General features: G+C 64.4%; 13 protein-coding genes. 6 read left to right on the top strand and 7 right to left on the bottom strand.

Going from position 1 to position 12,807, the window contains the following annotated elements; all coding sequences use genetic code 11:
- The first annotated feature begins 2 nt into the window (after positions 1 to 2).
- The gene (locus tag ACQP2U_RS10580) at positions 3 to 893 is read left to right on the top strand and encodes a MurR/RpiR family transcriptional regulator (protein ID WP_433714511.1); all 891 of its coding nucleotides are present in this window, start codon (positions 3 to 5) and stop codon (positions 891 to 893) included.
- 13 nt (positions 894 to 906) lie between these two features.
- Here the strand turns inward: ACQP2U_RS10580 and ACQP2U_RS10575 are convergent, their stop codons facing one another.
- Positions 907 to 2,289 carry an amino acid permease gene (locus tag ACQP2U_RS10575; RefSeq protein WP_433714510.1) on the bottom strand — a complete coding sequence of 461 codons (1,383 nt, stop codon included), beginning with the start codon at positions 2,287 to 2,289 and terminating at the stop codon, positions 907 to 909.
- Positions 2,290 to 2,436: 147 nt separating this feature from the next.
- Here ACQP2U_RS10575 and ACQP2U_RS10570 point away from each other — a divergent pair, with 147 nt between their 5' ends.
- From ACQP2U_RS10570 to ACQP2U_RS10560, 3 genes are read left to right on the top strand one after another with little or no spacing between them, the layout of a single operon-like run.
- Complete coding sequence (locus tag ACQP2U_RS10570) at positions 2,437 to 3,210, top strand: enoyl-CoA hydratase/isomerase family protein (RefSeq protein ID WP_433714509.1); 774 nt, start codon at positions 2,437 to 2,439, stop codon at positions 3,208 to 3,210.
- Between the two features lie 2 nt (positions 3,211 to 3,212).
- A complete protein-coding gene (locus tag ACQP2U_RS10565; protein WP_433714508.1) occupies positions 3,213 to 5,381 on the top strand; it encodes an acetate--CoA ligase family protein in 2,169 nt (722 codons plus the stop codon).
- Positions 5,374 to 6,174 (top strand): crotonase/enoyl-CoA hydratase family protein, encoded by an 801-nt coding sequence (locus ACQP2U_RS10560; protein WP_433714507.1) that lies wholly within the window; start codon positions 5,374 to 5,376, stop codon positions 6,172 to 6,174. The genes ACQP2U_RS10565 and ACQP2U_RS10560 overlap by 8 nt, the downstream gene beginning before the upstream one ends.
- A 17-nt stretch (positions 6,175 to 6,191) precedes the next feature.
- Here ACQP2U_RS10560 and ACQP2U_RS10555 read toward each other — a convergent pair whose 3' ends face one another.
- The 5 genes from ACQP2U_RS10555 to ACQP2U_RS10535 all read right to left on the bottom strand — a co-directional run bounded on the left by ACQP2U_RS10555 (position 6,192) and on the right by ACQP2U_RS10535 (position 10,610).
- The gene (locus tag ACQP2U_RS10555; protein WP_433714506.1) at positions 6,192 to 6,851 is read right to left on the bottom strand and encodes a response regulator; all 660 of its coding nucleotides are present in this window, start codon (positions 6,849 to 6,851) and stop codon (positions 6,192 to 6,194) included.
- Between the two features lie 84 nt (positions 6,852 to 6,935).
- Positions 6,936 to 7,136, bottom strand: a complete 201-nt coding sequence (locus tag ACQP2U_RS10550) for a DUF7489 domain-containing protein (protein ID WP_397032882.1) — start codon at positions 7,134 to 7,136, stop codon at positions 6,936 to 6,938.
- Positions 7,137 to 7,311: 175 nt separating this feature from the next.
- Entirely contained in the window at positions 7,312 to 8,400 is a 1,089-nt protein-coding gene (locus ACQP2U_RS10545) for a sensor histidine kinase (RefSeq protein WP_433714505.1), read from the bottom strand.
- 292 nt (positions 8,401 to 8,692) lie between these two features.
- Positions 8,693 to 9,010, bottom strand: a complete 318-nt coding sequence (locus tag ACQP2U_RS10540) for a hypothetical protein (RefSeq protein WP_433714504.1) — start codon at positions 9,008 to 9,010, stop codon at positions 8,693 to 8,695.
- Between the two features lie 202 nt (positions 9,011 to 9,212).
- Positions 9,213 to 10,610 carry a nucleobase:cation symporter-2 family protein gene (locus ACQP2U_RS10535; protein ID WP_433714503.1) on the bottom strand — a complete coding sequence of 466 codons (1,398 nt, stop codon included), beginning with the start codon at positions 10,608 to 10,610 and terminating at the stop codon, positions 9,213 to 9,215.
- A gap of 253 nt (positions 10,611 to 10,863) precedes the next feature.
- Between ACQP2U_RS10535 and ACQP2U_RS10530 the strand changes: the two genes are divergently transcribed.
- The gene (locus tag ACQP2U_RS10530) at positions 10,864 to 11,130 is read left to right on the top strand and encodes a hypothetical protein (RefSeq protein WP_433714502.1); all 267 of its coding nucleotides are present in this window, start codon (positions 10,864 to 10,866) and stop codon (positions 11,128 to 11,130) included.
- A gap of 239 nt (positions 11,131 to 11,369) precedes the next feature.
- Here the strand turns inward: ACQP2U_RS10530 and ACQP2U_RS10525 are convergent, their stop codons facing one another.
- A complete protein-coding gene (locus ACQP2U_RS10525) occupies positions 11,370 to 11,612 on the bottom strand; it encodes a hypothetical protein (protein ID WP_433714501.1) in 243 nt (80 codons plus the stop codon).
- A 323-nt stretch (positions 11,613 to 11,935) separates the two neighbouring features.
- Between ACQP2U_RS10525 and ACQP2U_RS10520 the strand changes: the two genes are divergently transcribed.
- Positions 11,936 to 12,739, top strand: a complete 804-nt coding sequence (locus tag ACQP2U_RS10520) for an SAM-dependent methyltransferase (protein WP_433714500.1) — start codon at positions 11,936 to 11,938, stop codon at positions 12,737 to 12,739.
- Positions 12,740 to 12,807 lie beyond the last annotated feature (68 nt).

Here is a 12,807-nt window from a genome sequence, read left to right as displayed (position 1 = left end):
CGGTGGATACGAACGCTGAGACGACGAGTACCGCGAGTTTCGACGAGCTGGCCGTCGAGATACGTCGCAGGATGGATTCGCTGTCCACGGCGCATAAGAAGCTGGCTCAGCGAGTGCTGTCGGATCCCGAAGCGGTGGCGTTCATGACTGTTTCCGAGCTCGCCGGCGCGGTCAATGTCAATGAGGCCACGGTCGTGCGCTTTGCCAATGGTCTGGGTCTGAAGGGGTATCCGGGGCTGACACGACTGTGCCGCGAACGGTTGCAGGAACAAGCGCAACTGTTGCGCCGCTTCGACAATCTCGAGCACCTGATGGCCGAGGGGGTCGGGGTGCGCGAACAGACCGTGGGGCTCGACCAAGCGAATATCGCCCGCACGTTCGCGCGTATCGACGACGCTATGTGGGATTCGGCCGTCGATCGGCTGGCCCATGCTCCACGGGTGCATGTGATGGGTCTGCGCAAATGCCACGCCCCGGCGTATCTGCTCACCTACCTGCTGCGGATGCTGCGCGAGGATGTGTCGGCGATCGAGGCCGGTGTGGGAACGCTGACCGATGAACTGCGTCGGGTGCGTGCGGGCGATTGTTTCGTGGCGATGTCGATCCATCGATATAGCCTCGACACCGTGCGTGCCGCGCAGTGGGCTCGACAGCGCGGTGCCCACGTCATCGCATTGACCGATACCGCCGTATCGCCGCTGGCGGTGTCGGCGCACGATACTTTTTACGTCGATGCGTCCAGCGCCAGCATCCTGCGCTCGATGACCGCCTTCACCTCCCTCGCCCAGGCAATGACGGGTGCCGTCGCACAACTCCTGGGGCATGAAGTGCGCTCGACGCTGCTCGAGGAGGAAAAGCTATTGAGCGAGTTCGGCGTCTACGCACCCGATTGACCCGCGCCGTCGGCTACTCCGCCGTAGCCAGTTGTGCCGCACCGGCAACCCGGCGCTGATGAACCAGGCCGGCAGTGACCGCGGTCGCGGTGACCAGCAGGGTCAGCGCGAGCGGTGTACGGGTACCGGAGTTCAGAGCCATTCCCCCGACGATGGCCAGCAGGACGATTCCGACCGCGTAGGACAGATACGGGGCGCCCCACATCTTCACCGGCAGTGCGGTGATCTGCGCCGCGGTCTTGCGGCGACGCCCGACGATCTGGGTGGCACAGATACACAGGTAGACCACGACGGCGACCGCACCCGAGGAGCTGAGCAGGAAGGTGAAAACCGCTCCGGTGGGCAAGAAGTAGTTCGCGACGACCGCCAGGAATCCGGCGCTCGAGGCGGCGAGAACACCGGCGACAGGCACCCCGGAGCCGGCGGTCCTACCCAGCATGCGAGGGCCTTCGCCGCGCCGCGAGAGCGAGAACAGCATCCGCGATGACGAGTAGAGACCCGAGTTCAGGCACGAAAGCACCGCCGTGAGTACGACGAGGTTCATGGTGGTCTGCGCACCGGGAACGCCGAGCAGGTTCAACACCGCTGTGTACGGGCTCTGCGTGACTTGCGTTGCGTTCCAGGGCAATAGGGTGACGACAACAAGTATCGAGCCGACGTAGAAGATCAGGATGCGTCCCGCGACGCTGCGCATGCTCGCGCGCACCGCACTGACCGGATCTTGCGCCTCGCCGGCGGCGATCGTTACCAGCTCGGTGCCGAAGTAGGAGAAGAACACCGTCAACGACGCCACGAGCAGGGGCGTCAATCCATTCGGGAACAGGCCACCGTGCCCGAGCAGATTGGCCGTCCCGGGCGCCCGGTAATGCGGAAGCAGGCCACAGATGGCGGCGATGCCGATTGCGATGAAGGCGACGATCGCGACGACCTTGATCATGGCGAACCAGAACTCGAAACGCGCGAAAGACGTTACCGCCGCGAGGTTTACGCCCGTCAATGCGCTCATGAAGATCAGCGAATACAGCCAGGTCGGCACCGACGGCAGGAGCTGATTGGCGACCGCCGCGCCGGCAATGGCCTCGAAAGCGACTGTGACACACCAGTGATAGGCATAGACCCAGCCCACCGAGAGTCCGGCCCAGGTCCCGAGTTCACGGGAAGCGTAGCTCGAGAACGATCCCGTTTCGGGGCTGGCCGTCGCCAGCTCCGCAAGCATGCGCATTACCAGGATGATCACCAGGCCGGTGAGTAGGTAGACGATGACGATGCCCGGACCCGCTGCGGAGATCGCCTTGCCGCTGCCGACGAACAGCCCGGCGCCGATCACTCCGCCGATGCCGATCATCGTCAGCTGCCGAGTGTTGATGGTGTGCTTCAGATTTCCCGAGCTGGGCACGATGCCTTCTTCCATGAACCGATGGCCGTAGTAGTGACATGAAACACGCCAAGCCGAATCGATGCAATAGCGATTGCAGAAGATTTATATACTGCAAAATCTATGGCATAGTGCAGAGGTCGAACCGCCGAAGAAGAAGTGAGGCCCATGTCCACTGTGCTGGTGAGCAGATCCGGTTCCATCGCAACGCTCGTTCTCAACAGGCCCGAACGACTCAACGCCGTCAGTACAGAGCTGTACCGGACCCTGGTCGAGGAGCTGACTGCCGCCGACTCCGATCCAGGTATCCGCTGTGTTGTCCTCACCGGTGCCGGACGGGCGTTCTGCGTGGGTGCCGACCTGAAAGCGCACAAGTCCGGCACCAGGACTCCCGCGGAGCAGGCGCGCTACGTCGAGCTGGGCCAGCGCGCCTGTGAACAGATCCAGACGATGGGCACCCCAGTAGTGGCGGCGGTCAACGGATATGCGCTCGGTGCCGGTGCGGAGCTGGCCGTCAGCGCGGACTTCCTGGTCATGGCCGAGGACGCGCAGATGGGGTTTCCCGAGGTGAGCATCGGCACCTTCGTCGGGGGTGGCGTAACCAACCGGCTCCCACGTCTGGTCGGCCTGCGCAGAGCCACGGACATGCTGATCCTCGGCGAACGATTCACCGGGCGGCAGGCACTCGATTGGGGATTGGCCCATTCCGCGGTAACCAGCAATCTTCTGCTCGGGTCGGCCAAAGCGCTCGCCGAAACCCTCGCGGCGAAGGCGCCACTCGCGCTGGCCCGGATGAAGGCGGCACTGCACCGCGATGATCCCCTCGACGTCGCGTTCGCGACTGAGCCGCGCGAGCTCCTGGCATTGATGGCCACCCGGGATTGGGCCGAGGGCGTCGCCGCATTCGCCGAACGCCGCACCCCCGTCTTCCAAGGAGAGTAGAGATGACCAGCATCGACGACCGCACGGTCAGCCGCGGCGCTCCCACCCGCACCGCACTCGAGCGGTTGTTCGACCCGCATTCGGTCGCCATCGTCGGCGCGTCCGCCAACCCGGCCAAGCGCGGATTCCAGGCCATCCGCGCCCTGCAGCAGTCCGGCTACGCCTATCCCATCTACCCGGTCCACCCAACAGCGCCACAGATCCTCGGACTCGGCGTGCACTCCTCGATCGATCGCCTCCCTCACGGCATCGACGTCGCGCTGATCGCCCTGCCCGCCGCTGCCGTCCCCGACATGCTGCGTCGCTGCGCCGCCGCCGGTATCGCCGGAGCCGTCGTGCTCGCCAATGGTTTCGGAGAGATCGGGGAAACCGGCGCCGAACTCGCCGCCGCGCTCGCAGCGGCGATCGCCGAGACCGGCATTCGGGTCATCGGACCCAACACCTCAGGCCTGCTCAACGTCGCCTCGGGCGCGAATCTCGTTGGCCTCGAGGGTGTTCCGTGTGGCCCGATCAGTGTGATCACGCAGAGCGGGAATATGCTGCTATCGCTGGTCAACGATAATCAGGCGTTCAAAGGTCCCGGTTTCCACATCTGTGTGGGGCTGGGTAACCAGGCCGATATCCGGTACGACGAATGCCTCGCCGAATTCGTCCGCGATCCGGGTACGGGCGTCGTGGCCATACATTCCGAGGGGTTTACCGACGGACGATCGTTCCTGATCGCGGCCGCTCGTACCGTGCCGGACACACCGGTTGCCGTGCTGCGTGGTGGGCGCTCGGAGACGGGGCGCCGCGCCGCGCGGTCGCACACCGGCTCAATCGCCGGATCGGATGCCGTGGCGGCGGCCGTGCTGCGGCAGGCCGGGGTGGAGCTGGTCGACCGCTCCGATGAGCTCGCGGTCGTCGCCGGAGCCCTTGCCGACTGCGCCCCGATCGCACCGGGACGTAAAGTCGCGATCCTCAGCGACGGGGGCGGCCACGCCACGCTGGCCGCCGACGCCCTCGCCGCGCGCGGCATCGAACTGGCCCGACTCGGCGAGCGAACCCAGAAGCGGCTGCGACACCTACTCGGCGCCAATGCGGCCGTAGCTGGTCCGGTCGACGTGGCCGGTGCCACCGACACCGATCCATTGGTGTTCGCCGAGGCCGCCGAGATCCTCATGTGCGATCCCGAAGTCGGTCTCGTGCTGGTCATCGGCCTCTATGGCGGCTATCATCTGCGCTTCGACCCGCGGCTGCGCGCGATCGAGGATGCCGCCGCCGGAGTGTTGCTCACACTCGTCGCCGAACATGGTGTCCCCCTGGTGATCCAGAGCTGCTACGCCGGTCTCGACATCGCCAACCACGACCGCCTGCGAGCCGGTGGCGTACCAGTGATCAGCTCCATCGATAACGCCGTGCGTGTCGTGGCGGCTCTGGATCGGCGTGGTCACCTGCTGGCGACTACCCCGCAACGTTCTACACTCGCACTTCCACCGCCGGCCCCCGCTATCCCCGGATCGGGACTTCTCGATGAACCGACCGCACGGCGAGTGGTCGCCGCCGCCGGAATCGACCTGGGCGCATGGACTTTCGCACGCAACGTCGAGGATACGGCGGCGGCTGTCGCCGACTACCAGCGACCGTGTGCGCTGAAAGTCGTTTCGCCACAAGTCATCCACAAATCCGACGTGGGTGGGGTCCGAGTCAACGTGATGGCCGACCGAGCAGCTCAGCACGCACAGGCGATCATCGACTCTGTCCGTGGACATGTGCCCGATGCCCGCATCGACGGGATGATCGTCGCCCCGATGGCCGATACCGGAATCGAACTGCTGGTCGGCGCCACTCGCGATCCGATTTTCGGGCCAGTGGTTGCCTTCGGTAGCGGCGGAGTGCTGGTCGAGGCTTTACGCGACATCACATTTCGCGCCGCGCCCTTCACCGAGTTCGAGGCCAGCGAAATGGTCGACGAGACGATCGCCGCCCGCATGCTCGACGGCTACCGCCATCTCCCCGCAGTCGACCGGCACCAGCTTGCCCGATTTCTGGTCCGCGTCGGCGATTTCGTAGCCGCGCACCCGGAGATATCCGAACTCGACCTCAATCCGGTGATCGCATCCGGTTCCGACATAGTCCCGGTCGATATTCGAATTGTGTTACGCGAGAATCCCGGAGAAGACAATGACTGAGCCGGTTCACATCGACCGTGTCGGCCATGTGGTCGTCTGGACACTGAACCGCCCGGCAGCGCGCAACCCGATATCCGCGGTCGACACGATTACCGCCCTGGAGGACGCGGTGGCGGCGGCCAATCGAGACCACAGCGTACGGGCGGCGATTCTCACCGGTGCGGGGACGGCCTTCTCCTCCGGCGGCGACGTGAAGCAGATGCGCGATCGTGCCGGAATGTTCGGTGGCGCACCGGCGGAGCTGCGCCAAGGGTATCGGCACGGCATTCAACGTATTCCAAAAGCGTTGTACGACTGTGAGATCCCCACGATCGCCGCCGTCAATGGTCCGGCCATCGGCGCGGGGTGTGATCTGGCGCTGCTGTGTGATCTGCGGATCGCCGCACGCACTGCGGTATTCGCCGAGAGCTTCGTGCGGGTCGGACTCGTGCCCGGCGACGGTGGCTCATGGCTGTTACCGAGGGCAATCGGTATGGCCCGCGCATGCGAGATGGCCTTCACCGGTGAACCGATCGACGCGCACACCGCGCTCGATTGGGGCCTGATCTCCGATGTCGTCGAACCCGACGCCCTCCTCGACACTGCCCACCGCCTCGCCGCCCGGATAGCCACCAACCCACCGCACGTACTCCGGATGACGAAACGACTACTGCGCGAGGGCCGGCACCAGAGCCTGGACAGCCACCTCGAACTGTCCGCCGCGATGCAGGCGGCCGCCCACCATACAGAAGATCACCGCGAGGCGGTCACAGCCATGCTGGAGCGCAGACCACCCGCGTTCAACGGCCGATGAGCGGTCGGGCATGGCTGTTAGTGACGAGGCCGGACCAGTCCGATGTCATAGGCGAGCACCACCGCCTGCACTCGATCCCGCAGCCCGAGTTTGCGCAGAATCGCCGAAACATGGCTTTTCACAGTGCCTTCGGTGACATCCAGTTTCGCCGCTATCTCGGCGTTGGAGGCCGCTTGCGCGATGAGCGTCAGGACCTCGACCTCTCGATTCGTGAGATCGGCGAGATCCGGCATCGCCGCCGTTTCAGGGCGCATCTCGGCGACGAACCGATCCAACAGCCGGCGCGTCACCCGCGGCGCGAGCAGTGCCTCTCCGCTGGCCACCACCCGTATCGCTTCGACCAGTTCGGCGGGACGGGTGTCCTTCAGCAGAAACCCGCCCGCACCGGCGCGCAGGGCCGCGTACAGCAGTTCGTCCTCATCGAAGGTGGTCAGGATGATGACCGAGGGCCCGGGCTGGAATGCGGAAAGCTGTTGTGTCGCCTGCACACCGTCGACGCGAGGCATCCGCAGATCCATCAGCACGATATCCGGCAGCGTCCGCGCGGCCAGTCGCACTGCCTCCGCCCCGTCCCCGGCCTCACCGACGACCCGGATATCCGCACGTGCCTCCAGGATCATCCGAATCCCGGTGCGCACCAAGGCCTGATCATCGGCGACCAGCACACTGACAGTCATCCCCGCCCCCGAATGATCTCCCGAGTGCAGCGCGTCGCGGTGGCCGGTTCTTGGCGAGCATCCGAGTGTGCAGATCCGGACATTTCAGTCCTTCACCGGATCCGCTCCCACCTGCTTTGTCACCGCATCACCGACTTCCACCGTATGCCACAGTGCCCGGTTCACCCGGAGCTTTACGGTACTGCCGTCCTCTAACCGGACAACCAAGCGCCGGTACAGATTTGCCCCGTCGAACAACCCACGCGACTTCTTGATAACCGTCCCCCGCCATTCCTGCTGTACCACTGATCGATTCCTTCCTCCACTGGGCATTAATGCCGCGGGTTCCTTGCGGTGTGACTCCAGTGTTTCGTGTTTCCGAGCCGGGAACATCGCCTTGCAGGCTGGTATTCGCCTCTGTCGAAAGTTGGAGACGAGCCGTCAGATGGCTGCCGGTCAGCGGCGTGATCCGCCACTTTGTTCATCGTGGTTGCGACCGGACCGGAAGCCATGCCGCGACGCGGAAGCCACCGGCAGCGTAAGGGCCGGCCTCGAGTCGTCCGCCCAACTCTGTGGCGCGTCGCCGCATCCCGTCCAGGCCCCGACCACTACCGTGACCGAGTCGGCTACCGCCGCCGTTATCGGTAATCGCCACCACGAGTTGCCCCGCGGCAATCCGGACGTCGACCTCGGCGCGTTCGGCTCCCGCGTGCCGCAGGACGTTGGTCAGCGACTCCTGCACGATCCGGTAGGCAGCTTCGGCAATCCTCGACGCGACAGCGATGCCAGCTGTCCCGTGCCGGTTCACGACCACCTCGACTCCGGCCTGTGACATCGACTCGACCAGCCTGTCCAGATCCCCCAGTCCAGGCGAAACGCTCGAGTCGTGGTCGATCACCTCGAGCAGTCGACGTACTTCACCGAGGGCTTGTCGGCCAACGGACTCCAATGCGGCAACGGCATCCCGGGCCTTGTCCGGGTGAGTGTCGAAAACATCGTTGGCCGCTGCGGCCTGCAGCACCATCAGCGACACCGTGTGCGCGAGCACATCGTGTAGGTCACGCGTGATACGGGCACGTTCCTGCTGGACCATACGCCGGGCTTCGGAGTCGCGCTGGGCGGATCTGGCGCGTCCCAATGCGCCCCAGGTCCAGGCCAGCAGAGCGGCACCAGACCACAGCAAGGCTTGCAACCCTCGCCCGGTGGTTCCCAGCGCGAGCACGAAGAACAACACCGCCGCGGCAAGACCCAACAACGACGTGCGCGCGGGACGCAGCCACGAAAAGGTCGTCAACACGATCAAGGCGACGCCCGACCCCACCGGAACGTGCAGCAGTTCCAACGTTGCTCCCACGAGCAGGGAGGAAATCGTGACGAAAACAGGCCGACGGTCCATCCACCAAACGACGACCGCCTGGCACACCACCAACCCGATCACGACGACGCGGCCCGCCGCCATGGGCACCGCCTGCGGAACGAACAACCCTACCGGCAACAACGTGGCAATGGTGCAGGCGACCAGCAGCACCCTCCAACGCCGCGACAGCCCCGTCTCGAACTGATCCTGCACGTCACCGACGCTACCGGCTCCGACACCTCGACCGCCGCATCTCCCACCGGGCCGTCGGTTACTCCATCGACTCGCGCATGACGTCGCGAGATCGGGAACTCCTTGCGGCAGTTGACACCCCACGCAGCGGCGAGAAACTGATAGTGGGTGGCGCCCGATTGGTGCGGCCTGGCACTCTACGCGACATGGGCCTTTCGAGTGGTCGACATGCTCGGAATGCTCGCGGACGAGACCAACGACTGATCAAACGCGAAATAGACCCATCAGCTCACCAACTCAGGCCAAGTAGCGGTCAGGCGCAGACGCGATTGAGCTCGTCGGTGTAGGGGTCGAGGCTGGCGACGTTCTCATCTACCAGCGCGTAGGCGTAGGCGGTGATGACATCCTTCTCCGCACCCTGGGCCAGATCGGCCAGGCCGCTCAGCCTGTCGGACAGTGCTGTCGCCGTCGCCCCATCCAGGGTGCCGCCGCTCGTGTCGATCGCGATATTGATCAGCTCAATGGCCTTGGCGCAGTGGGGGGACTGCGCGTGCGCGGGTGCGGCGGGCAGGAAGAGTAGAGCGGCAGCGGCCGCACAGAGCACAGCGGCGAAGGCCGTCGACTTGGTCATGATTTCCTCTCAGAACGTTGGTCTGATCGTATCGCCACAGCGTGAGACCCTGATCGCCTGCCTACCCAGGACGGCCCTCTTCGGAGGTGGGCAGGCCCCCCAAATCGGCGCCGTCACACTGGGAAAGAAGTTTCTTCACTATGGGCCAGGTGAGTAGATCCTCGATGTGGGGCGCGAGTGATGTCGGGCGAGGACTGGGTGCTCATGGCTTGACGTCGTTGTCGAGCCGGTCGCGCTCGTCGACGGCTGCGGCGAGGACGGAGGCACCCGGTCGTTTGCCGAATTTCCATTCGTTGAAGGCCAGGTTCAGGAGCACGGCGGCGACCGCGGCGGCGCTGATACCGGAATTCAGGACCACTGCGATCTTTTCGGGGAGGGCATCCCAGAATTCCGGGGCCGCAACGGGTATGAGGCCGAAGCCGATACCGACCGCGATGATGATCATGTTGAGGTTGTCCTGGTAGTCCACCCGGGACAGGGTGCGAATCCCGCTCGCCGCAACCGATCCGAAGAGCACGAGTCCGGCGCCGCCGAGTACCGGGTACGGAATTCCGGCGACTATCGCGCCGACCCCCGGGAGCAGGCCGAGCAGCAGGAGAATCAGACCGCCGGTTGCCACTGCGAACCTGCTTTTGATTCCGGTCAGTGCGGCCAGGCCGACGTTTTGCGCGAACGCACTGCAGGTGAAGGATCCGAAGACCGGCGCAACCGTCGTCGACAGCATGTCGGCTCGCAACCCGTCCGCCACGCGCCTGGCATCGACGTCGGTTCCGACGATTTCGCCGATCGTGAGGATGTCGGCCGTGGTTTCGATCAGGGTCACCAGGATCACGATTGTCATCGCGACGATGGCCCCGACTTCGAAGGTCGGCGCCCCGAAGTGAAACAGTTGCGGCGGTGCGAGCAGGCGGGCGTCACCCACGTCGGAGAAATCGGCCTTGCCTGCGCACCCCGCGATGACGGTACCGAGCACCAGCCCGATAAGAATCGACAGTCGCGACACCGCGCCCTGGAACAGGCGACTCATCACCAGGATGATCAGCAGTGTCAGGCCGGCGAATCCGATGTTGGCCAGCGAACCGTAGTCGGATGCGGCAGGGTTGTTGCCCATTGCCCAGTTGAAGGCGACCGGCATCAGCGAAAGGCCGATCACGGTAATGATCGTGCCCGTCACCACCGCGGGGAACAATCGCACCAGTTGCGCGAAGAACGACGACAGCACCAGGCCGATTACCCCGGCGACGATGATGGACCCGAATACCGGAGGTAACCCGCCGGTGGTGGCAATCGCCACCATGGTCGACACGCCTGCGAAGGAAACTCCTTGCACGATGGGCAATCGGCTGCCGAACGGTCCGATGCCGAGGGTTTGCAGCAGCGTGGCGAGGCCCGATACGAAGAGGGCCGCGGTCACCAGTAATCCGATGTCGGTGGCGGATAGCCCGGCCGCGCCGCCGACGATCAGCGGTGGCGCGATCACACCCCCGTACATCGTCAGAATGTGCTGGGCGCCGTAGGCGGCCAACTGTCCCGGCGAGTGTCTTGCATCCTCCGGTCGTCCGCTGTCCGCCCGGCCGCGACGCCAAGTCAACATCCCCATGCCTCATCCTCTCCGACTGCGGAAATAATGTTCCGCTAGACGGAAATGTGACAGGCATCACTCGAGTGTGGCTACGGGAGGTTTGTCCAGTCTTCGGTCCCGCGTCGCCACACCGCATTGTTGGTTCGGCTAGTTGCCTCTGTCTCTACTATCGCCCCAGGCCTATTGCGAGTCGACGTGACGCAACCAGGTGACGCTCCATCCACCCGCTGTTCTGCACTCCCGACCGAGGGCCCCTGAGAACTCTGGTGTCTTGGTCGGCGGTGCGGACCTTGATACCGTGAGGGCTCATCGCATCACCGCGGAGGATCACGTGCACCGTCTTATGCCGAAAATCATTGCTGCCGGAGCGATCTCGCTGGCACTCGGTATGCAGCCGACGATTGCGGCCGCGACCCCGGACGGCACGCCGCCGGAGCCTGCATTCACCGCCCGAACCCAGACGACAGCTCCTTTCGACCCCATCTGCCCCCTCTGCTTCCTGCGAGAACTGATCGAGAGCGGCTCCAGCCACCCGTGACATTCTCGCGGTCCGCTGATGAGAACTCGGTGGATGGTCCGACCTCGAAGCCACGAAACCCCGTGTCCTGATCAAGGGCACCGTCGTATGGCTGCGCCCTGTCAAACTCGTACGGTCGGTAGATCCATTCTCCGACATTCCTCATATCCAGCGCATACGGAATCGATTCGTGCACAACCACTCGAGCAACCTGCACATGTCGAAGGGGGAGCCCGCGTCATTCCAGCCGAAGTGACCGCTCAGTTGCAACTAGCCGCCGGGAGCCGGATCTTCGAGTCGACCGCGACGTTGCGTTTTGGTTCGGGGTGCTGGTCGCGCCAGCGGATGTAGGCGGCGATGGCGTCGTCCTGCTCGCCGCGGCTGCGATGATCGGTGCCGTCAAGAGCGAAGTACCGCACTGCGGCAAACTCGGACCCGATCGAGTCCAGCGATGAGGAGTAAGTCGACAGGAACACCACCTCGAGTCGTTGACCGGGCACCACTTTCGAGCATCTAGCGGCGTTTGCGCGGGGAGACGTTATCGACGATCACATACAACTTCTCACCCGCGAGTGCCGGCGCAATGACTGCAGACGGACCCGAAACTCGGCCCGGCGCTCGCGATCTCAGGTCCGGCGGTAGGGCTGACCGGTAAATCCAAGGCGCCCAGTAGATTAGCGTGGCACGCACGGAATCGGTTTTCGGCGCGCTCACACGCTTGTAGTGGGCCGCAAGATGCGGCGCTCCCAACAAGATTGAAACGACACGCCCGCATACCATCCGCTTGCTACCTTGATGTTGCCTCGACTATGAAAGGACTCCGACCGTGGAACCCGGCTCTCCTGTCGACCTGCGGCAGAATCAGCCCCACACCGCCCGAATGTATGACTACTACCTCGGCGGCAAGGATCATTACAGCGCGGATGAGCAAGCGGCTGAACAGGTCGTGTCCATCTGGCCAGGAGTGCGGGAGGCCGCGCAGCAGAACAGGGCCTTCATACACCGCGTGACACGGTTCCTCGCAGGCGCGGGTATTCGCCAATTCCTCGATGTCGGAACCGGTATCCCGACCGAACCGAATCTGCATCAGGTGGCCCAACAGGTTGCGCCGGACGCGCGAGTCGTCTACGTCGACAACGATCCGATCGTGCTGGTGCATGCCAGGGCATTGATGGTCAGCTCACCGGAGGGGCGTACCAACTACATCTCCGCCGACGTCACGACACCCGAAAAGATCCTCAACGCACCGGGTTTGCGCGAGACACTGGACCTGAGCCAACCAGTCGCGCTCAGTCTCAACGCGCTGATGCATTTCATCCCCGACGAGCTGGATCCCTACGGAATCGTCGATACTCTGATGAATGAGCTCGTGCCTGGCTCGTATCTGGTGATGACACACGTCACGCCAGACTTCGATCCGACGGCAATAGGAACCGTGGTCGACATCTACCGCCGCAGCGGCTTGCCATGCCAAGTCCGCAGCCGAGACGAATTCATGCGGTTCTTCCAGGGACTGGAGTTGGTCGATCCCGGTGTAGCGGTGCCGCACCGCTGGCGCCCGGACGGTGTCGAACCCCCGAAGAAAATGGACGCGCAAGTATCCGCATACGCGGGCGTTGCACGCAAGTAATGCAATCCCGCGGCGAAGGTAATCGGCCCGAGGGTCAGGTGTGTCGGACCGACTGTCGAGAATCCGGT

This window comes from Nocardia sp. CA-084685 (assembly GCF_050955785.1).
In the GTDB taxonomy this organism is placed as follows: Bacteria; Actinomycetota; Actinomycetes; order Mycobacteriales; family Mycobacteriaceae; genus Nocardia.
Note: the sequence above shows the minus strand (reverse complement) of the source record. Positions and strands in the feature narration are given on the sequence as shown.